This window comes from Buttiauxella noackiae ATCC 51607 (genome assembly GCF_001654865.1).
GTDB classification, from domain to species: domain Bacteria; phylum Pseudomonadota; class Gammaproteobacteria; order Enterobacterales; family Enterobacteriaceae; genus Buttiauxella; species Buttiauxella noackiae.
Map to the genome: position 1 here is coordinate 23539 of NZ_LXEO01000003.1, position 20225 is coordinate 43763.

The 20225-nt window shown below is 51.9% G+C and carries 22 protein-coding genes and 1 pseudogene; 12 read left to right on the forward strand and 11 right to left on the reverse strand.

Features of this window, described 5'->3' with window-relative positions; genetic code table 11:
• Positions 1-469 precede the first annotated feature (469 nt).
• The 8 genes from cstA to M979_RS01195 all read left to right on the forward strand — a co-directional run bounded on the left by cstA (position 470) and on the right by M979_RS01195 (position 7144).
• On the forward strand, positions 470-2575 hold the full coding sequence (gene cstA, locus M979_RS01165) for a pyruvate/proton symporter CstA (RefSeq protein ID WP_064553209.1): 2106 nt from the start codon (positions 470-472) through the stop codon (positions 2573-2575).
• A 53-nt stretch (positions 2576-2628) separates the two neighbouring features.
• Positions 2629-2826 carry a YbdD/YjiX family protein gene (locus M979_RS01170; protein WP_034456870.1) on the forward strand — a complete coding sequence of 66 codons (198 nt, stop codon included), beginning with the start codon at positions 2629-2631 and terminating at the stop codon, positions 2824-2826.
• 15 nt (positions 2827-2841) lie between these two features.
• A complete protein-coding gene (locus tag M979_RS01175; protein ID WP_064553211.1) occupies positions 2842-3864 on the forward strand; it encodes a CobW family GTP-binding protein in 1023 nt (340 codons plus the stop codon).
• 127 nt (positions 3865-3991) lie between these two features.
• Complete coding sequence (gene ivbL / locus M979_RS23205) at positions 3992-4090, forward strand: ilvB operon leader peptide IvbL (RefSeq protein ID WP_074388616.1); 99 nt, start codon at positions 3992-3994, stop codon at positions 4088-4090.
• Between the two features lie 111 nt (positions 4091-4201).
• Positions 4202-5890 (forward strand): acetolactate synthase large subunit, encoded by a 1689-nt coding sequence (gene ilvB / locus M979_RS01180; RefSeq protein ID WP_064553212.1) that lies wholly within the window; start codon positions 4202-4204, stop codon positions 5888-5890.
• Between the two features lie 3 nt (positions 5891-5893).
• On the forward strand, positions 5894-6175 hold the full coding sequence (ilvN, locus tag M979_RS01185) for an acetolactate synthase small subunit (protein WP_034456867.1): 282 nt from the start codon (positions 5894-5896) through the stop codon (positions 6173-6175).
• Between the two features lie 313 nt (positions 6176-6488).
• Positions 6489-6752: an antitoxin gene (locus M979_RS01190; RefSeq protein ID WP_064553214.1), complete on the forward strand. Its 264-nt coding sequence runs from the start codon at positions 6489-6491 to the stop codon at positions 6750-6752.
• A 2-nt stretch (positions 6753-6754) separates the two neighbouring features.
• Positions 6755-7144 carry a type II toxin-antitoxin system VapC family toxin gene (locus M979_RS01195; RefSeq protein ID WP_064553216.1) on the forward strand — a complete coding sequence of 130 codons (390 nt, stop codon included), beginning with the start codon at positions 6755-6757 and terminating at the stop codon, positions 7142-7144.
• A gap of 50 nt (positions 7145-7194) precedes the next feature.
• Here the strand turns inward: M979_RS01195 and M979_RS01200 are convergent, their stop codons facing one another.
• The 3 genes from M979_RS01200 to M979_RS01210 form a co-directional block, all read right to left on the reverse strand.
• Positions 7195-7947, reverse strand: coding sequence for an anti-sigma factor family protein (locus M979_RS01200; RefSeq protein ID WP_064553218.1), 753 nt, complete (start codon positions 7945-7947; stop codon positions 7195-7197).
• A complete protein-coding gene (locus M979_RS01205; RefSeq protein WP_232864287.1) occupies positions 7944-8393 on the reverse strand; it encodes an RNA polymerase sigma factor in 450 nt (149 codons plus the stop codon). The genes M979_RS01200 and M979_RS01205 overlap by 4 nt, the downstream gene beginning before the upstream one ends.
• 87 nt (positions 8394-8480) lie before the next feature.
• Entirely contained in the window at positions 8481-9014 is a 534-nt protein-coding gene (locus tag M979_RS01210; protein WP_034456865.1) for a tetratricopeptide repeat protein, read from the reverse strand.
• A gap of 156 nt (positions 9015-9170) precedes the next feature.
• Between M979_RS01210 and M979_RS01215 the strand changes: the two genes are divergently transcribed.
• From M979_RS01215 to M979_RS01225, 3 genes are all read left to right on the forward strand, one after another.
• Positions 9171-9599 (forward strand): OsmC family protein, encoded by a 429-nt coding sequence (locus M979_RS01215; protein WP_034456864.1) that lies wholly within the window; start codon positions 9171-9173, stop codon positions 9597-9599.
• Between the two features lie 213 nt (positions 9600-9812).
• Complete coding sequence (locus tag M979_RS01220) at positions 9813-10142, forward strand: type II toxin-antitoxin system RelE/ParE family toxin (RefSeq protein ID WP_034456863.1); 330 nt, start codon at positions 9813-9815, stop codon at positions 10140-10142.
• Positions 10132-10434: a helix-turn-helix domain-containing transcriptional regulator gene (locus M979_RS01225; RefSeq protein ID WP_064553220.1), complete on the forward strand. Its 303-nt coding sequence runs from the start codon at positions 10132-10134 to the stop codon at positions 10432-10434. Before M979_RS01220 ends, M979_RS01225 begins: the two co-directional genes overlap by 11 nt.
• A gap of 43 nt (positions 10435-10477) precedes the next feature.
• Here M979_RS01225 and lldD read toward each other — a convergent pair whose 3' ends face one another.
• From lldD to M979_RS01260, 7 genes and pseudogenes are all read right to left on the reverse strand, one after another.
• Complete coding sequence (gene lldD, locus M979_RS01230) at positions 10478-11659, reverse strand: FMN-dependent L-lactate dehydrogenase LldD (protein WP_034456861.1); 1182 nt, start codon at positions 11657-11659, stop codon at positions 10478-10480.
• A complete protein-coding gene (gene lldR / locus M979_RS01235; protein ID WP_064516858.1) occupies positions 11656-12441 on the reverse strand; it encodes a transcriptional regulator LldR in 786 nt (261 codons plus the stop codon). Before lldR ends, lldD begins: the two co-directional genes overlap by 4 nt.
• On the reverse strand, positions 12441-14096 hold the full coding sequence (gene lldP, locus M979_RS01240; protein WP_034456859.1) for an L-lactate permease: 1656 nt from the start codon (positions 14094-14096) through the stop codon (positions 12441-12443). The genes lldR and lldP overlap by 1 nt, the downstream gene beginning before the upstream one ends.
• Positions 14097-14370: 274 nt before the next feature.
• A pseudogene (locus M979_RS01245) lies at positions 14371-15723 on the reverse strand (PepSY-associated TM helix domain-containing protein); the annotation flags it as partial.
• Between the two features lie 41 nt (positions 15724-15764).
• Positions 15765-16184 (reverse strand): DUF2946 domain-containing protein, encoded by a 420-nt coding sequence (locus tag M979_RS01250; RefSeq protein WP_157093189.1) that lies wholly within the window; start codon positions 16182-16184, stop codon positions 15765-15767.
• A 98-nt stretch (positions 16185-16282) separates the two neighbouring features.
• Entirely contained in the window at positions 16283-17338 is a 1056-nt protein-coding gene (locus M979_RS01255; RefSeq protein ID WP_034456855.1) for an NAD(P)-dependent alcohol dehydrogenase, read from the reverse strand.
• Between the two features lie 19 nt (positions 17339-17357).
• Complete coding sequence (locus M979_RS01260) at positions 17358-17780, reverse strand: (R)-mandelonitrile lyase (RefSeq protein WP_034456853.1); 423 nt, start codon at positions 17778-17780, stop codon at positions 17358-17360.
• A gap of 256 nt (positions 17781-18036) precedes the next feature.
• Here M979_RS01260 and M979_RS01265 point away from each other — a divergent pair, with 256 nt between their 5' ends.
• Complete coding sequence (locus tag M979_RS01265) at positions 18037-18930, forward strand: LysR family transcriptional regulator (protein ID WP_064553226.1); 894 nt, start codon at positions 18037-18039, stop codon at positions 18928-18930.
• Positions 18931-19047: 117 nt separating this feature from the next.
• Here the strand turns inward: M979_RS01265 and M979_RS01270 are convergent, their stop codons facing one another.
• A complete protein-coding gene (locus tag M979_RS01270) occupies positions 19048-20166 on the reverse strand; it encodes a YbdK family carboxylate-amine ligase (protein ID WP_064553228.1) in 1119 nt (372 codons plus the stop codon).
• Positions 20167-20225: the final 59 nt, after the last annotated feature.

Sequence of the window (20225 nt, forward strand, 5' to 3'; positions counted from 1 at the left end):
CCGGTTTGGCTTTTGACCTTAGCTTTTGACGTTGACCTTTGAGTCCGGCATAAATCGCCTCCGTTTTGACTGTAAGGCCGGGTCGAGCCGTCGGGAACGGCGAGAGGTTGTGATCGCCGGGAGCGCGTCACAACCGACCCTGGGACTGAAAGGAAAAACGGAGGTTTACCGCGCAGCGGCGATTTAAACGCCGGGAGCCGGGATTACCAAGGGTGCTGCGGTAGCACCCTTGGTCCGTTCACCGATGCAGTAAGTACAGGGATCACTAAACGCTCGGTGAACGGAACTATCACCTATCAAGTAATGGCATAACCATCCCCGCATCGTGATCTCCTTAACAAGCTGATGTAAAGACCTGGTCAAACCACTGTATTCCAATGTTTCAATGTTGTTAAATCCACGCGCTTGTTCTAGAACAAAACGGTAATACCGTCTGCCTCTACCTCTGGCTCTACACATGGAAAACAATATGAATAATCCAGGGAAACACCTCATATGGGCTGTGCTTGCACTGATAGGTGCATTCGCGCTCGGCTATATCGCACTCAATCGTGGCGAACAGATAAACGCATTGTGGATTGTGGTTGCTGCAATCTGCGTTTACCTCATCGCTTACCGTTACTACGGCCTGTTTATTGCTAAACGGGTCTTAACTGTTGATGCCACTCGTATGACGCCAGCCGTGCGCCATAACGACGGGCTTGATTACGTACCTACCGACAAGAAAGTGTTGTTCGGTCACCATTTTGCTGCGATTGCCGGTGCGGGGCCGCTTGTCGGCCCGGTGCTTGCCGCGCAAATGGGCTACTTACCTGGTATGCTCTGGCTGCTGGCGGGGGTGGTGTTGGCCGGTGCCGTACAGGATTTTATGGTGCTGTTTGTCTCAACCCGACGTGACGGACGTTCATTGGGCGAACTGGTGAAAGAGGAGATGGGCAATACGGCGGGCGTTATCGCGCTGGTGGCCTGTTTTATGATCATGGTGATCATCCTCGCGGTGCTGGCGATGATTGTGGTGAAAGCGCTGACTCACAGTCCGTGGGGAACCTACACCGTGGCGTTCACCATTCCGCTGGCGCTGTTTATGGGGGTCTATATCCGCTACCTGCGCCCGGGCCGCATTGGTGAGGTGTCGGTCATCGGTCTGGTTATGCTGATATTTGCCATTATTTCAGGTGGCTGGGTCGCCGAAAGCCCAACCTGGGCACCGTACTTTGACTTTACTGGTGTGCAACTGACATGGATGCTGGTGGGTTATGGTTTTGTCGCCGCAGTACTGCCAGTCTGGCTGCTGCTGGCTCCGCGTGATTACCTCTCCACCTTCCTGAAAATAGGCACCATTATTGGGCTGGCAATTGGCATTTTAATTATGCGCCCAACGCTGCAAATGCCTTCGCTGACCAAATTCATTGATGGTACTGGCCCGGTCTGGACCGGCGACCTGTTCCCGTTCTTGTTTATCACCATTGCGTGCGGCGCGGTTTCTGGCTTCCACGCGCTGATTGCTTCTGGCACCACGCCGAAAATGCTGGCTAACGAAAACCAGGCTTGCTTTATCGGTTACGGCGGCATGTTGATGGAATCGTTTGTCGCGATTATGGCGCTGGTTGCGGCCTGTGTTATCGACCCTGGCGTCTACTTCGCAATGAACAGCCCGATGGCGGTTCTGGCTCCGGCTGGCACGACTGATATTGTGGTATCGGCGGCAAGCGTGGTCAGTAGTTGGGGCTTCCATATCACTCCGGAAACCTTAACCAACATTGCAAATGAAGTGGGCGAGCAAAGCATCATTTCCCGTGCTGGTGGCGCACCTACGCTTGCGGTTGGTATGGCGTACATTCTGCACGGTGCGCTGGGTGGCCTGATGGATGTGTCGTTCTGGTATCACTTTGCCATTCTGTTTGAAGCACTGTTCATTTTGACGGCGGTTGATGCCGGTACACGTGCGGCACGCTTTATGTTGCAAGACTTGTTAGGCGTAATTTCCCCGAGCCTCAAGCGTACTGACTCGTTGCCTGCGAACTTACTGGCGACGGCGCTTTGCGTACTGGCGTGGGGTTACTTCCTGCATCAGGGCGTTGTTGATCCACTCGGTGGTATTAACACCTTGTGGCCTCTGTTTGGTATCGCCAACCAGATGCTGGCAGGCATGGCATTGATGCTGTGCGCGGTAGTGCTGTTTAAGATGAAGAAACAGAAATACGCCTGGGTTGCACTGGTGCCAACCGCCTGGCTGTTGATTTGTACCCTGACTGCTGGCTGGCAAAAAGCGTTCAGCGACAACCCGAAAGTGGGTTTCCTGGCTATCGCTAACAAGTTCCAGGCGATGATCGACAGCGGCAATATTCCAGCGCAATACACCCAGTCGCAGCTTTCGCAACTGGTGTTTAATAACCGTCTGGATGCCGGTCTGACTATCTTCTTTATGGTGGTTGTGGTGGTGATTGGTCTGTTCGCGATTAAAACTGCGCGTCAGGCGCTGAGATCGGACACGCCAACGGCGAAGGAAACGCCTTACCAGAAAATGCCTGAAGACGTTGAGCAGATTGTTGCGCAGGCGAAAAGTGCGCACTAAGCCATTCATCCATCTCCCCATAAGGGGAGATGGATTTTACGCCAGGAGCAACTATGTTCGACACTCTCGCTAAAGCCGGGAAATATCTCGGCCAGGCCGCTAAATTGATGGTTGGCGTCCCTGATTACGACAACTATGTACAACACATTCGTCTGACTCACCCAGAGCAGACGCCGATGACTTACGAAGAGTTTTTCCGTGAACGTCAGGATGCGCGCTACGGCGGAAAAGGCGGCGCTCGCTGCTGCTAATCGAAGGAATTTGACATGAATCAAGCGGTATCTGTCACTCTATTAACGGGTTTTCTCGGCTCCGGGAAAACCACGCTTCTTAACTACTTTCTCGCCCAGAACGATAACGCGCCCGTTGCCATTCTTGAAAATGAATTTGGTGCAGTAAACATTGATGGCGCATTGCTTAGAGGCGGTGAAAACGTCAACGTTGTTGAACTCAGTAATGGCTGCGTCTGTTGCAGCGTGCGTGGGGAGTTCACCGCGGCATTAAGAGAAATGCTGGAAAAACGTGCGGCCGGAAAGTTGAAATTTGATCGTCTGATTGTTGAAACCACGGGCCTTGCTGACCCGGCCTCTATCGTCCAGACATTCTTTGTCGATGAACACCTGCGTGACGCGTTACGCCTGGATGCGGTTATCGCGCTTGCCGATGCGGAACATATTTCCCGCCAGCTTGATGAACATGCCGTTGCGGCGTCACAGCTTGGCTTTGCCGATCGTATATTGCTCACCAAAGCGGATCGTGTTGACGATGAAACAAAACAGCAGGCACTGAATCGAATTAATCGGATCAATAGAAAAGCGGATCTGTTTGAGATCGTAAACGGCGAATGCCCGGAAGAGTTATGGCTTGATCTTAACGCTTTTGAACTCACCGATAATATCGATATGGCCGCAGGGTTCCATGTTATTCGTGCTGATGCAAGCCACCCCGATCGTTTCCAGCCGTTCCGTAAAACGCCAGCTAAACGCTCCTGGGATGATGCTATTCAGGCGCATATTTTTGATGCCGGCATGTTGGATGTGAAAAAAATAGGCGCGTTTATGGAAAGTTGCATCGCGCGTTATGGCAATGACATGCTGCGCTATAAAGGCGTGTTGGCGATTGCCGATCACCCGCAACGCCTTATCGTACAAGGCGTGCATAAAGTCGTGGGCTTTGATTATGGCTCGACGTGGCACCCATCTGAATCACGCGTTTCGCGTTTAGTTGTGATTGGCCGTTACTTGCCGATTGACGAGCTGCGTCGGGAATTTGCTGCAACAAGCATTTAAACGCTGAAACAGGAATGTGATCTCTCGCACGATTTTCATCCCTGGCGAATAAAGCTGTTGTGCGAAACGAAGCAGTATGTTTGTATGAAATTCGCTGTTAAAAACACACAACACATTCAGGACCCAAATGACTACATTCACCCGCAATTCAGGCCTACTACTAACCGCGCTACCAGCCGCGGTGGTCGTCGTGCGTGTGGTGGTGGTCGTCGGCAATGCGCCGTAGGGTCTGAATCAACGCATCGATTCCAAAACCCCGCCGGCGCAAACCGGGCGGGGTTTCTTGTTTTAGTCCCCCGGCCAAAAGCGAAACGGCATAAGAAGAAGGACTGGAGCAATGGCAATTTCGGAAAACCCACCTCAAGCAAACCGTATTACGGGCGCACAATTAATTGTGCAAATGCTTGAACATCATGGCATCACCACCGTTAGCGGTATTCCCGGTGGCACCGTACTGCCGCTCTACAACGCGCTGAGTAAAAGCCAAAAGATCCGCCACATTCTGGCGCGCCACGAACAAGGCGCGGGATTTATGGCCCAGGGCATGGCACGCACGCAGGGCAAAGCTGCGGTATGTATCGCCTGTAGCGGGCCTGGCGCGACCAACCTTGTGACTGCGATTGCCGATGCGCGCCTCGATTCCATCCCACTGGTGTGTATCACCGGCCAGGTGCCGAAATCGATGATTGGCACCGACGCATTCCAGGAAGTCGACACCTACGGCATCTCCATTCCCATCACCAAACACAACTATCTGGTACGCGATATTTCAGAACTGCCGCAGGTCATTTGCGACGCGTTCCGCATTGCTGAATCTGGTCGTCCAGGTCCGGTGTGGATTGATATTCCGAAAGATGTACAAACCGCTGAAATCGACATCAGCGAACTGCCAGCCGTTTCTGCACATACCGCCGCGCCACAGTTTGAAGCGCAACAAATTGCTGATGCCGCTGCGATGATTAACCAGGCGCAGCGCCCGGTGCTGTACCTCGGCGGCGGGGTTATCAATGCTCACGCCAACGCTCGTATTTTGGCTGAAAAAGCGAACCTGCCAACCACCATGACGTTAATGGCGCTTGGCACCGTTCCAGCGAAACACCCGTTATCGCTGGGTATGCTTGGGATGCACGGTGCGCGTAGCACTAACTACATTTTGCAAGAAGCGGATCTGTTGATTGTGCTGGGTGCGCGTTTTGATGACCGTGCGATTGGCAAAACCGAAGAGTTTTGCCCGAATGCGAAAATCATTCACGTAGATATCGATCGTGCGGAACTGGGGAAAATCAAACAGGCGCATGTTGCGATTCGCGGTGATGTGGGTGAAGTACTGGAACAATTACTGCCAAAAATTGACGCCCAACCGCGCCAGGCGTGGTTGCAACAAGTGGCCGGTTTGCAGCAAGAGTTCCCGTTCAATATGCCCGGTGCAGACGACCCATTAACGCCGTACGGCCTGATTAGTGCAGCAGCATCATGCGTGGATGATGAAGCAATTATCACCACCGACGTTGGACAGCATCAAATGTGGGTGGCGCAAGCGTATCCGCTAAATCGCCCACGCCAGTGGCTGACATCCGGCGGGCTGGGAACGATGGGCTTTGGCCTGCCAGCGGCAGTCGGTGCGGCATTAGCCGAACCCGCGCGTAAAGTGCTGTGTTTCACTGGCGACGGCAGCATCTTGATGAATATTCAGGAGATGGCGACTGCCGCCGAGCACAATCTGGATGTGAAAATCATCCTGCTGAATAACCAGGCATTGGGGCTGGTACATCAACAACAAACGCTGTTCTACCAACAAAATGTCTTTGCCGCGACCTATTCAGGGCAGACAAACTTCCTGAAAATTGCCGAAGGCTTTGGTCTCGCAACGTGCGATTTGAACGCCGCCGAAAACCCGCAACAGGCGCTGCAAGAGGCGATTTCACAACCAGGCCCATGCCTGATTCATGTGCGAATTGATGCCAGTGAAAAAGTATTCCCGATGGTGCCGCCAGGCGCTGCCAACATTGAGATGATTGGAGAGTAAGTCATGCAACAACTAACCGTTATTCTGGAACTTACGGTGCGTAACCATCCGGGCGTGATGTCTCACATTTGCGGCCTGTTTGCCCGCCGTGCGTTTAACGTTGAAGGCATTCTCTGCCTTCCGCTACCGCAGGGCGATCAGAGCCGAATCTGGCTACAAGTAGCAGACGACCAGCGCCTTGAGCAAATGATTAGCCAGATCGACAAGCTTGAAGATGTGGTGCAAATCAGGCGTGATGCCGATGGCGCAGGTGTATTTGGCAAGCTGACTGCTTTAGTTCAGTAAAAAGATTGCGTAAGGTGGATTAGCGCAAGCGACATCCACCGTTTACGCCGATGGTTTCGGATGTTGCTTCGCTAATCCAACCCAAGGAAAGATTTGTCATCAGCCTCATTATTCACTGCAATATCCCATCGTTTTTTTCATAATCCTGAAAGCTTCTCGCAAAACCATTTATTGATTGAAATAAAGCCAACCTATCTTCACCAATCCAGGATAGATTTGCCGGCACAGAAGTTAAGTGTACAAGAAGTGAGCTTGTTTGATGCGCTCCATTGGCATATGCTATGGCATAGGCCAATTGGTGTCAGGAGATCCTATGGAACGCGTCGCAAAGCTTTTTAAAAACGGCAGAAATCAGGCGGTGAGGTTACCGGTGGAGTTTGAGTTCGATACCGACAGGGTGTATATCCGCAAAGACAAGGAGGGAAACGTGATTCTTTCAAAAAAACCAGCTAAACCAGAAGGATGGGACAACGTTTTTGCTTTATTGAAAAAAGCAAAAGTGCCGAGTAACTTCCTTGATGAGCAAGAGCGTAACCAGGGTACTGCAGACCGAGATCCTTTCGCAGGGATGGACTGACCATGTATATGCTCGACACTAACACGGTGAGCTATCTTTTCCGCCAGCACCCAAAGGTGCTGGAAAATCTGGCCCAAATTCGGCCTTTAGAAATCTGTATATCGAGTATTACGGAAGCTGAGTTGTTGTATGGTGTTGCAAAGCGCAAGAGCAAAGCCTTAACGGTTGCTGTGCAGGGTTTTCTGGAAACTGTCACCGTATACGCCTGGGATAGTGAAGCCGCAAAAAGCTACGGACAGCTCCGCGCGGCAATGGAGCAAAAAGGCAAAGTCATGGGCCACCTTGATCAGTTAATTGCCGCGCATGCCCTTAGCCGAAACGCGACGATTATTACCAGCGATCGTGCGTTTACTATGGTGGCGCGTCTGCGTGTCGAAGACTGGACGATCTAAGCGTGCGCTTTGCAATTTTTGCATGCGGGCAAGCAAAGCTGCTGCATGAACTAAGCACGGATTGTACTTTGTAACCGCTCAGCGACTTGACTGACTTGTTCCTCAGAACCATGCCCAATCACCATAAACTGATGATTCGCACTTGCCCAATAAACAATATTCATGCCGAGCCGTTGTTCGTTCTTTTTTTGCATCCCGCGGCCTGTATTTTTTGTAATACATAACGCCATTGGGCCGTGTACTTCATCAAGCCAGGTAATTTGCGCAATTTGCTGGTCGTCATAAGCCAGTATTCGCGCGTTCTTTAATACAGCACCAGGTAAGGACAGACTCGAAGAGGAAAGAACAAGGCCTAACTGCTCGCCAGCTGTGCGCAGTTGCGCATCCATAGACTGGTTCGATGGCGTTTCCGCCAGCGTCTCCGGCGTATAAAGCGCCATATATTGCGCCACTAATTCGCGCCAGTTATCTTCGGGTTGTGTTAAGTAAATAATCACCCGGTCACCCATTACGCCAAGTGCCAGAAAACTGACGGCGGCAGCAATCAGATGGCGTCGTGATACTGCAGGTGTTTGGTGAGTGTTGGGATAAAGGGTCTGCTGTAAGCGTTCAATTGGGGCCATCTGCAGCAGCGGTTCAAAAGCCTTTTTAAATGGCAGATTGCTACGCTCAAGTAGCGCCAGACGCTGAGCCAGAGCGTCGTCCTCAAGCAGCCTGCTTTCCAGAACGTTGCGCTGTTCTTCACTCAACTCATTATCCAGATACGCCACCAGCATTTCGTCCGAACCGAGGGGAAGTCTCATGATTTCTCTCCTTTGATTTGCGGCGAATTTGGCTGGAGTGCGCTGTCCCTTGCAAGCGTGAGACGCGCCGTGGAAAGGCGGCTCATTACCGTTCCAACAGGCACATTCAGCACTACTGCTGCTTCCTGGTATGACAACTCTTCCACATATACCAAAAAAACGGTATTCCGCTGGGCTTCGGGTAGGCGATTAACGCGTTTCATCACATCGTTTGACCAAATAGGGTCATCACTGTTTTCAGTTCCGGGCAACTCATCCACATCGACAAAACCTTGCCCACGGCGAATCTGCTGGGCCCGAACTTCGTTAATCCAGATCGAATGCAAAATAGAGAACAGCCAGCGGTCCATACGACTGCCAGCAACATATTGCGAAGCGCGTTCCAGTGCCCGCACACAAGTAGCCTGAACGAGATCGTCCGCCACATCCCGTTTATGTGAAAGCACCAGGGCGTAACGCCACAAACGGGAGAGGTAGTGGGCAATTTCGTTGCGTATTGTCTCGCTGCTGATTTTTGCCTCCAGAGGCGAATATCAGGATTCCGGATGACCGTCGATGGCTGCCGCAAGGTCACGATATTCTTCGCAACCGACACCGCACAGCGTTTTGATAGTCGCTAGCTGTTCGCGTGCTAAATCAGGACGATTTTTGATCATGTAGGCTTCGCCCAGATATTCACGAACCTTTGGATATTTGGGATCAAGCGCCACAGATTTTAAATAATAGCTGATGCCTTCATCGGTGCGGCCAAGCTTGCGAGTGGCGTAACCCCGATAGTTCAGCGCTTCGGCAGTGTTGGGATCTTTTAGCGTGTTGAGCATGTCCAGAGCTTCTTGATAACGGCCTGCTTTTGCCAGTGCGTAGGCGTAATCGGTACGCGCTTCATCGCCAATCATCCCGCTTTTATCGACCATACAGGTTTTGGTTTTTGAGTCATAAATTTGCCCTTTCGGGCAGGTTGGCGGAACGGGTTCATCATTGCTGCCACCCATTGCCTGCGCATAGCCTGAAAGTAATAAGAAGCTGCTCGCAACGGCAGGTAACAACCAGGGAGAGAAACGGTTCATGGTAAAGCCCTCGTGGTGTTCGGTATGCAGTGAACAGTTGAGGGTGAGGATTTATTCGATTTATTTTTATGCGTTAAGGATTGCTCTTAGTTACCAGGCAGACCTGCATTCAACTTCTATACTTATGCTTTGCATAAATAAAACAGGAGCACAAAGATGACGATTCATAAGAAAGGGCAAGCTCACTGGGAAGGTGATATTAAACGCGGTAAAGGCACCGTTTCTACAGAGAGCGGGGCATTGAAAGAACAGCCATATGGTTTTAATACCCGCTTTGAAGGGGCCGCCGGGACCAATCCAGAAGAGTTAATTGGTGCTGCGCACGCTGCCTGTTTCTCGATGGCGCTCTCGCTGATGCTTGGTGAAGAGGGCTACACAGCAGAAAGTATTGATACGGTAGCCGATGTTTCACTGGATAAAACCGATGGTGGTTTTGCCATCACCAAAATAGCGTTAACCAGCACGGTAAAAGTGCCGAATGCTGATAGCGCGAAGTTCGACAAAATTATTCAGAAAGCCAAAGCCGGTTGTCCGGTTTCACAATTGATGAAAGCTGAAATTACCCTCGATTACAAACTCAATTAACGTTCTACAAACGCTGTCCCGATGAATTTCGGCGGCAGCGTTGCTCCATTCATTTCCATGCTGGAAGGCATGCCGCAAAGCTGAAACACTTTCCAGAACAACCCTGCCAATTTTCTTTTCTATGCCATAGTCTGCACCCACAAGAGATTATTTTGCTCAAAATAAAGTCATTGACTGATGTGGTATAAAAGCTACAATTGTGGGGTTTCAAGGATGAATATTATTAAGTACTTCAAACTGCAAAACGGTAAGACCCCTTTTAACGAGTGGTTAAGAGCATTAAAGGATGCGCGGGCAAAATTTAAAATTGTGCGGCGCATTGACCAGTTAGCGCTCAATAACCCTGGTGACCATAAGTCTTGCAGGCAAGGTGTATGGGAAATGCGAATTGATGAAGGTCCTGGTTACCGGATTTATTACGCGCATGAAGGCAAGAATACTTACCTATTATTGCTCGGTGGCGATAAACGCAAGCAGCAAGCGGATATCCGCCAGGCAGCAGCGTGGTGGCAAGAACATCTGGAGTTAAAAAATGAAATTTAATGAGTTCGACCAAACTGTTATTGAAATGCTTCAGGATGATCCCGCCTTTGCCGTTGAATATATAAAAGGGGCATTTGCGGGTCTGGATGAAGAAAACGGTGAGGTGTTATTCCTGCTCGCATTACGTCGTCTCGTTGAAGCTCGAGGCGGGTTTAGCAAAATTGCCGCCGAAACCAAACTGAACCGTGAAACGCTCTACAGAACGCTTTCCGAACGCGGTAACCCGACCATCAGCACCACTAAAAAAATAATTAATGCTGCTGGTATCAGTTTTGCGGAGCTGACGAATTAAGTGAAAATGCTCGCCACTTACATCCTGGCGAGCATCAGTTTCTTTAAAACCCAACAGCCATGCCTTGTGGGGAAAGAATATCTTTCAGCCCTTCGCGCACCAGCAATTCAGGGCTGATTTCAGAGATAGATTTAGCACCAGTTAGCGTCATCGCTACACGCATCTCTTTCTCGATTAAGGTCAGCAAGTTGGTGACACCTGCCTGGCCGTGGGTTGCCAGCGCATACAGATAAGCGCGGCCTAACAGGCAAGTATCGGCTCCGAGCGCAATCATGCGCACCACGTCCAGCCCGCTGCGGATACCGCTATCGGCAAGAATCGCGATATCGCCTTTGACAGCATCAGCAATGGCCGGCAGGGCGCGGCACGATGAAAGCACGCCGTCGAGCTGGCGGCCACCGTGGTTTGATACAACAATCCCATCGGCCCCGAAACGTACCGCATCTTTGGCATCCTGCGGGTCGAGAATGCCCTTGATGATCATCGGGCCATCCCAGAACTCACGAATCCACTCCAGGTCACTCCAGGAAATTGAAGGGTCGAAGTTATTTGCAAGCCAGCCAATATAATCTTCAAGCCCGGTCGGTTTGCCCAGATAAGTTGAGATATTGCCCAAATCATGCGGGCGACCGTTCAGGCCTACATCCCACGCCCATTGCGGATGCGTAACGGCCTGCCAGTATCGGCGCAGTGCGGCATGTTGCCCGCTCATACCGGAATGCGCATCGCGATAACGCGCGCCTGGGGTCGGCATATCAACGGTAAACACCAGCGTCGAACAACCTGCGGCTTTGGCGCGCTCCAGCGCATTGCGCATAAAACCACGGTCTTTTAAAACATACAGCTGGAACCACATTGGCCGGTCAATCGCAGGTGCCACCTCTTCAATCGGGCAGACAGAAACGGTGGAAAGTGTAAACGGAATGCCTTTTGCGGCTGCCGCTTTTGCCGCCTGCACTTCACCACGGCGGGCATACATTCCGCACAAACCAACTGGCGCGAGCGCTACCGGCATTGATAGGGTTTCATTAAACAGTTTGGTCTCAAGGCTCAATGCCGACATGTTTTTCAATACGCGCTGCTTTAACGCCACCTGTGCCAGGTCATCAACGTTGCGACGTAGCGTATGTTCGGCATACGCGCCGCCGTCAATATAATGGAACAGGAATGGCGGCAGAATACGTTTTGCCGCGGCGCGGTAGTCTGATGCAGCTGAAATAATCATGGATTTTCGTCCCTTGTTACGTCGGTATCTTCATCGGGCAGGCGGGTGATTCGCGCCTGTCGGGCTTCATCTTCATGCAGGGTTTTAATCGTGGTATGGACAAACCCAAGGTGTGTTTTTGCGGCAAGGCGCGCACGTTCCGGGTCGCCTGCCAGAATGGCCTGCAACAGTTCGTTATGTTGTTCGGTAAGCCCGGCAAAAATTGCCGGTACGGTGTACATGCGCTGGCGGCTATGCATCACAGATGATTGCAGCAGGTCAAAAAAACCGCGCATGGTCTGGAGCAGCACGATATTGTGCGAGGCTTCGGCAATTGCCAGGTGAAAGCGCACGTCGGCCTGGGCTGCCAGATCCGGGTCATCGCTCTCTTTAAATTTCACCGTCGCATCAAAGCAGGCAATGAGCTTCTCTTTGTCGGCAGGGGTGGCACGCTGAGCTGCGTACCACGCAGTGCTGGCTTCTATCGCGTGGCGCGCTTCTAAAATGTCGTAACGGTAATTCGGGTCATCTTCCACCAGAGTTTTTAGTGGTTGTACGATGCGTTGTTCAGACCATGCCTGAACTTCATAGCGCACAAAGGTGCCGCCGCCGCGACGGCTAATCAGAATGCCTTCGCTAATCAGCTTTTGAATCGCCTCGCGAATCGATGAGCGTGATACGCCCATTTCAGCTGCAAGCTGGCGTTCGGCGGGCAACCGCATGCCCGCCTCCAGATTACGTTCGCTAATCAGTGCTTTTACGCGCTCGACCAGATGGTCGGCCAGGCGCAGGTGCGTCGTCATTAAGGGATCATCCAGGTTAAGACATAAGCCTGTAGTGTAGTAATGACGCCAACCATGCAGGTGAAAATCAGGCTGTGTTTAACGGTAAAGCGGAACAGGTCCGACTCTCTCCCCACAAGCCCTACGGCTGCACAGGCGATGGCGATAGACTGTGGTGAAATCATCTTCCCGGTAACGCCACCAGTGGTGTTGGCGGCTACCAGCAGCAAGTCCGACACGCCAATCTGCTGTGCGGTCGTAGCCTGCAACGCGGCGAACAGAGCGTTTGATGAAGTATCTGAACCCGTCAGGAACACACCCAGCCAGCCGAGGAATGGCGAGAAGAAAGTAAATGCGTGGCCGGTGTGAGACAGCGCCAGAGCGAGCGTTGCCGAAAGGCCGGAGTAGTTGGAGATAAACGCGAATGCCAACACCATGCCGATGGAGTAAATCGGCAGCGCCAGCTCCCTGATTGTTTCACCGAAGGTTTCGATGGCCGCTTTCGGTTTCATGCGCAGATAAACAATGGAAATAAGTGCTGCAACCAGAATCGCGGTACCGGTGGCGGAGAACCAGTCAAATTTATACACCGCCGCGTAGGCCATGCTTTGCGCTACAACCGGTGGCATTTTGGCGACCATTTTATCGAGGAATGGCACCGAGACGTTAAATACCCAATCAGCCATGGCGCCACCTGGTGCAAACAGCGCTTTAAACGGTGGAATGCTCCAAAGTGTGACGGTTGCGGTCAGGAAGATAAACGGCATCCAGGCGCGAACCACCTGGCCTGCGGTGTAGTTTTTGCGAGCCAGCGTCTGGTCGGTAACCGATGCGCCAATATCGCCAAAACGGAAGATGCGAACCGGCTTCCAGACGCGCAGAAATGCGGTCAGACACACTAGCGAAACCAGCGATGAGATAATGTCCGGAAGCTCTGGCCCTAAGAAGTTTGAGCTGAGGTACTGCGCGATAGCGAACGAGCCACCAGCCACGATAACTGCAGGCCACGTCTCCTTAATGCCGCGCCAGCCGTCCATAATCGCCATAATCCAGAACAGCACAATCATGGTCAGGAACGGTAACTGGCGGCCTACCATTTGGCCGATTTCAAAGCTATCAAGCCCGGTGACCTGGCCGGCGACAATAATGGGAATCCCCATCGCACCAAACGCTACGGGGGCGGTGTTCACAATCAGGCAAAGACCTGCGGCGTACAGCGGGTTAAAGCCTAGACCAACCAGTAATGCGGCGGTAATCGCCACTGGCGCACCGAAACCCGCAGCCCCTTCTAGAAACGCGCCGAAGGAAAAACCGACGATCAGCATTTGCAGGCGCTGGTCAGGCGTAATGGACAGAATCGACGAACGGATAATGTCGAACTGCCCGGTTTTTACCGAGATTTTATAGACGAAAACGGCGGCGATAATAATCCAGGCAATCGGCCAGAGCCCGTAGAAGAAGCCGTACACCACTGACGACAATGCGCGGTCAACCGGCATACGGTAGAAAAGTAACGCGACTAATAGCGCCAGGACAACGGTAATGGTGGCGGCGGTGTAGCCCTTCATACGCAGCTTAATCAGTGCGAAGAAGAAGAAAATAATCGGAATAGCGGCGATGAGGCTTGATAGCCATATGTTACCTGCGGGGTCATAGACTTGTTGCCAGGCTTGCATGCAGGACTCTCCAGAACGTGATGTGCTTATTATTTTTCGCTTAATTGGTAGAACCAATATGGCGATATGGGGTAGGTAATGTGTAAATGGTTAATTAGTTGTTAACCAATGGCAATGCTGGTGTTGCGCTTTTTTACCGTTATGCACAAAGAGGTCACGTTTTTTCTAGGATTGGTAGGACCAATATTTGAAGGGAAGATCCTGGGGAATACGATTTCCCCCTCATCAGAAAGAGAGGGGGAGGGAATTACGAAGTCTGCAATTTCAACGCGTTTTTGCGCCAGCGGCCAATATCAGCAATGATAAACAGCAACAGGCTGGCACCCATTACCGGCAGGCAGTAGCCAAAAATCAACGCGATAATGACTACACCTGCACGCCATGTACCGGGCAACGCAAGCCACGCTTCACTTAGCGTTTGTGCGGGGTTGCTCGCAGAAGCCGCTGGGCGTTTTAACCACCACATCCGGTAACCGAGAATTACCATCGCGCACAGACCCATGCCAAATGCCGCCAGCAGCAACTGGTTTGCCAGCCCGAAAAGCACCCCCATATGAGCATCAATTCCCCAGCGCGTCAGTTTGGCAACCAGCGGGAAATCAGCAAACCAGGTACGATCAACCACCTTAAAACTTGTTGGATCGACGGCTGCGGCATCGACGTGCGTCGGCCAGGCGCGGTCAATTTCGGTCACGGTCCAGGCTTTATCAGCCGAGCGGGCTGGGCGAATTTCGATTTTACTCGATTCAATTCCAGCGCCACGAGCAGCTACAAGTACCTGATCCCAGACGGTATCGTCTGTTTTCGGCATTACCATGCCCGGCATCATGGCGTGGTGTTCCGCATGAGGGTCGTGTTGCTGATGCCCGGTTTGTGGCACTAACGCAGTGTTTACCTGTGGTGTCATCCAGCCGAGCGAGCTGCGCATTTTGTCGATATTCCCGCCTGCCCACTGCGACCAGGTGAGCCCGGTGGCTGAGAAAAACAGCAGGCCAAGCAGCAATGCAACACCCAGCGTAATGTGCCAGTGCCGCGCTTTTCTTTGCGGGGTTTGCCGCACTTTAAGCTTTCTTTTGGGCCGAGAGGTCAGCCATAACACCACGCCGCCAAGTGCTGCAACCCATAGCCAGGAAGCAGCAAGCTCACTGTAAATTCTTCCGGTATCGCCCAGTAGCAATGCGCGATGAAATTGATCAATCCAGGTACGCAGTGGCAGCACACCGCTCGTGCCATACACCGTCAAATCACCCTGAATGGCAAGTGTTGCAGGCGAGACAAAAATGGCACGAGATTCAGATTCACCCAGCGCCGGATCCACAAATTGCACGCGCGTGGTGTCACCGGGATAAGGGGCAGGTCGCACGGCCGCTATACGAGCATCATCGCCAATATATTGGCGAGCAGCCGCTATTTGCTGTGAAAATGGCAGGTTTTGGCCGGTATCTGGCGTGCGTAAGGCCTCATGATAAAGCGCATTCTCAAGCTGTGGTGTCAGCACATATAGGGTGCCGGTAAGTGCTGCGATGAAAATAAACGGGCCGATGAACAGGCCAATATAGAAATGCAGACGACGCAAAAGCGTCAGCAGCGCACCACGGTGGGCGAGCTGAGATTGATTCACAGACATGGTTATCTCCAGTAAAGCTGTGACGTTAAATGATGTTTGTATTAACGAGACAGTTCGACAGGAGGCGCGCGTGGCAGCGCTTCGGCATCGTCATGCTGGGGCACAAGCGCTGCGATAATCGGAGGAGGTGGCGCACGCGAAATACGCCACGCAAGCCAGATAAATGGGATAAATAGCCAGACGATCAGTGGGATATGCAGCAGAAGTTGGCAGTACCCACAGGCGATATCATCCATCAAGGACGCGCCCGGCATCAAATGGAATGCGGTGGGCATTTCCATGTTGCCCATCTCCATCATCATGCCGCCTGAATGGCTCATTACATGGTGCTCGCCATTGGTCGCCGCACGCCGTTGTTCCAGTGATTTTGAAATCACCGGGGCGATAAAAAGCATCGCCATCGCCAGTAAAGCGAGAGCAAAAGGCCATTTATGGCGTGAAAGGGAGAAGAGTGATGGCAACAGGGCTTTCTACCAAATACAGCGAGTGTTGCGCGATTGTATATGAAATGTGATGTTTGAAGAAACACCCTCTCTTTTTACAGAGAGGGTGTAAGGAGTCAGGCTTTCAGCGTTGCCATATCAATTACGAAACGGTACTTCACATCGCTTTTCAGCATCCGCTCATAGGCTGCGTTTATATCCGGCATATTGATCATTTCAATATCTGAAACAATCCCGTGTTCGCCGCAGAAATCCAGCATTTCCTGGGTTTCTTTGATGCCACCAATACATGAACCGGCGACCGAACGACGGCCCAGAATCATCGGCAAGGTACTGACCGGCGGCTCAATATTGCCCAGTAAACCGACATACACCAGCGTGCCATCTAGTGTCAGCGTTGGCATATACGGGTTGATATCGTGGTCGTAAGGCACGGTGTCGATAATCAGGTCGAACTGATTTCTTACCGATGCCATCTGCTCATCATCGGTGGAGAGCACAATGTGATGTGCCCCCAGACGGCGAGCATCTTCCTCTTTGCTCGCCGAACGGGTGAACAGCGTGACTTCCGCCCCCATCGCATTTGCCAGTTTCAGTGCCATATGGCCTAAGCCACCCAGCCCGATAACAGCCACATTGCTACCTTCGCCTACATTCCAGTGGCGCAATGGCGACCACGTGGTAATACCCGCGCACAGCAATGGGGCCGCGCCTTTGAGATCCATACCCTCAGGCATTTTCAGCACAAAATCTTCTGAGGCGACAATCGCCTGTGAGTAACCACCGTAGGTTGGCAGATGATCGTGGCGATCCACGCCGTTGTAGGTCTGCACGTTGCCTTCTTCACAATACTGCTCAAGGCCCTCTTTACACGGATGGCAGATACGACACGAGTCCACCATACAGCCGATACCTGCATAATCGCCTGGCTTGAACTTTGTCACCTCACTGCCAACGGAGGCCACACGCCCAACGACTTCATGGCCCGGCACCAGCGGATATTGACTGAAACCCCAGTCATTACGCGCCTGGTGAAGGTCTGAGTGGCAAACGCCGCAGTACATCACTTCGATCACGACATCATCAGGACGCGGTGCGCGTCGCATAAATTCGAATGGAGCAAGCGGAACATCAGCGGATTGCGCCGCATAACCGAGCACTTTCATCGTCATGTTTGTTCTCCCAGGCAACTTAAGAATGAAGGGTATTTTTTTTGTACTGATCGTCGCTGACGTGTTCCAGCCACTCGACAGGGCTGCCATTGAGTGACTCGGCAATGGCGATATGGGTCATTGCGTTATCTGGAGTCGCGCCATGCCAATGCTTCACACCTTCAGGTATCCAGACGATATCGCCTTGATTCATTTCGCGGATTTCACCACCCCATTCCTGCAACCAGCCGTGGCCATGGGTGATAATCAGAGTTTGTCCGAGTGGATGCGTATGCCAGGCGGTACGTGCGCCGGGTTCAAAGGTGACGGTGGCACCACCGGTACGAGCAGGGGGCGTGGTCTGGAAAGGTGCATCAATACGGACTCTACCTGTGAAGTAACTTTCCGGACCCGTTTGAGATGGCTGTGATCCAGCCTTAATGATTTTCAGCTTTTCTTCCATTTTTTCCTCTACTTCGGCATTCAATGCCGGGGTTAACAGAGATAACACCAGTCAGAAGTATAGGTAACTGAGCGCGACTGACAGATAAGTTGGCCTTGGTTTGATTCCCCCACGCTTCGTTGCGAGGACCGGGAAAGCTATGTTAGCGCCTGTTATTACTGCTGATTAGCCCGGTAAATACGCAAGGAGCTATGAGTTGAATTCATGAATCGGCGTATACTGTTCACCTGTTAATGCACCGACGGCAGAATTGCATATGTTAAAAGAGAACTTTAACGACCTGATTTCATTCCTGGTGGTAGCCCGTGAACGCAGCTTCACCAAAGCTGCCGCTAAATTAGGCGTATCGCAGTCGGCTTTGAGCCATGCTATTCGCGGCCTGGAAGAGCGCCTCGAATTACGCTTACTGACGCGCACAACACGCAGCGTTGCCCCAACCCAGGCCGGTGAAAAGCTGGTGGAAAGCCTTGGGCCTCTTTTCGCAGAAATTGAAGGTGAGCTGGAAGCGCTGATTGAAATGCGTGAGAACCCGGCAGGCAATATCCGCATCACGGCAGGCGAACACGCGGTGGATTCGGTCCTGTGGCCGGTGCTGAAATCATTTCTCGGAAATTACCCGGATATAAAAGTGGAAATTACCGTTGATAACACCCTGACGGATATTGTTGCCGGGCGGTTTGATGCCGGAATTCGTCTTGGTGAGCAAGTCGCCAAAGATATGATTGCGGTCCGCATTGGCCCGGATATGCGCATGGCGGTGGTGGGCTCACCTGATTACCTCGCAAAGCAAGGCACGCCGCACTCCCCGCAAGAATTACAAAACCATAATTGCATCAATATGCGCCTGCCAACTATGGGTGGCCTGTATGCCTGGGAATTTGAAAAAGAGGGTAGGGAATTACGTGTGCGCGTCGACGGGCAACTGACATTTAACAGCCTGCGCCAGCGAATTGATGCCGCCACAGTCGGGCTGGGCCTGGCCTATGTTCCGGAAGATTCGGTAGCTGCAGCCGTTGAACGCGGCGAGCTGGTAACAGTACTCGAAGAATGGTGCGCCCCATTCCCCGGTTATTACCTGTATTACCCAAGCCGTAAACAACACACCACCGCATTTTCTTTATTTGTTGAGGCGCTAAGGTTTAAGCGTTAATCGATATTTAGCTGTGGTTAATATTCCTTAAAAAGAGATATTACCTAAAATATAAAATAGATATTTTAAGCATTAGTAGTGGCCTGGTTCCAACAGGCCACCAGGCGGTAAATAAATTTACTCAGTTGCCCAGATTTCACAATGTTCTCGCATCAATTCGGTCAGAAGCCCTCCGTCAGCAATAAACTGCCGAATGCGGCGCGTGTCACTGTCGTTATTACGCACATAACCTTCAATGGCCTCTAAAGCAGATAATGCCCGGAGTTGGGCGGCATAAGGCGCAAGAGTATCCAGCAATGGCAAAATATCTTCTGCCATTGTGCGTTGTTCGCCAGTACGCACGTCAGTGAGCACCCCTTCGAGCCCAAAGCGGCAGGCCTGAAAGCGATTGAAACGGTAAAGTAAGTAGTCTTCAGAGCGCGGCACAAAGGGGCGTTCGCTCAGCAACCAGTGGGCCAACGCCTGAATAAATCCGGCGATATGGATTGCCCGCGTAATAGTCAGCGGCGTATCCATTACGCGCACTTCAATGGTGCCAAATTTTGGGCTTGGGCGAATATCCCAGTGCAGGTCTTTCATCGATTGAACGATGCTGCTGGACTCAAGGCGTTGGTACATCCATTTAAACTCGTTCCAGTCGCCGACGAAAGGCGCAGGCCCGTTATCGGGGAATGCCGAGAAGATATTCAAACGTGATGAGGCGTAGGTGGTATCTGCACCCTGAATATACGGCGATGATGCTGATAGCGCGATGACGTGTGGAACAAAGCGCGACAGGCCATGCAGCAAATAAATAGCGTCCTCTTCGTTCTCACAGCCGACATGCACATGCTGGCCAAATACCGTCGCCTGCTTCATTAAATAGCCGTATAGCTCGAGGGTTTTGTTATAGCGTTCGCTCTGGCATACCTCCTGGCGCTGCCATTTTTGAAACGGATGCGTACCGCCACCACAAATTGCCAGATGATGTTTGCTTGCTGATTGCAGAACATGCTGGCGCAAACTTGAAAGTTGGGCCTGAGCCTGCGCGATATCGCCACACACGCCGGTGGCGATTTCCAGCATGCTTTCTGTGATGTCATGTTTGACTTCACCTTCTGTCACAACGTCTTTCAGAGAGTCAATCAGCAGCGATGAGTCCTGGCTGAGATCGTTGGCTGGCGGATTGACGATTTGCAATTCCAGCTCAATACCGAGGGTATAGGGGTCAGAATGATTAAAATCACTTAGTGGCATGCTGGGCTCTCACTGTTCTGACAATTATTGAATTGAGTATAGCCAGCCGCCTGGAAATG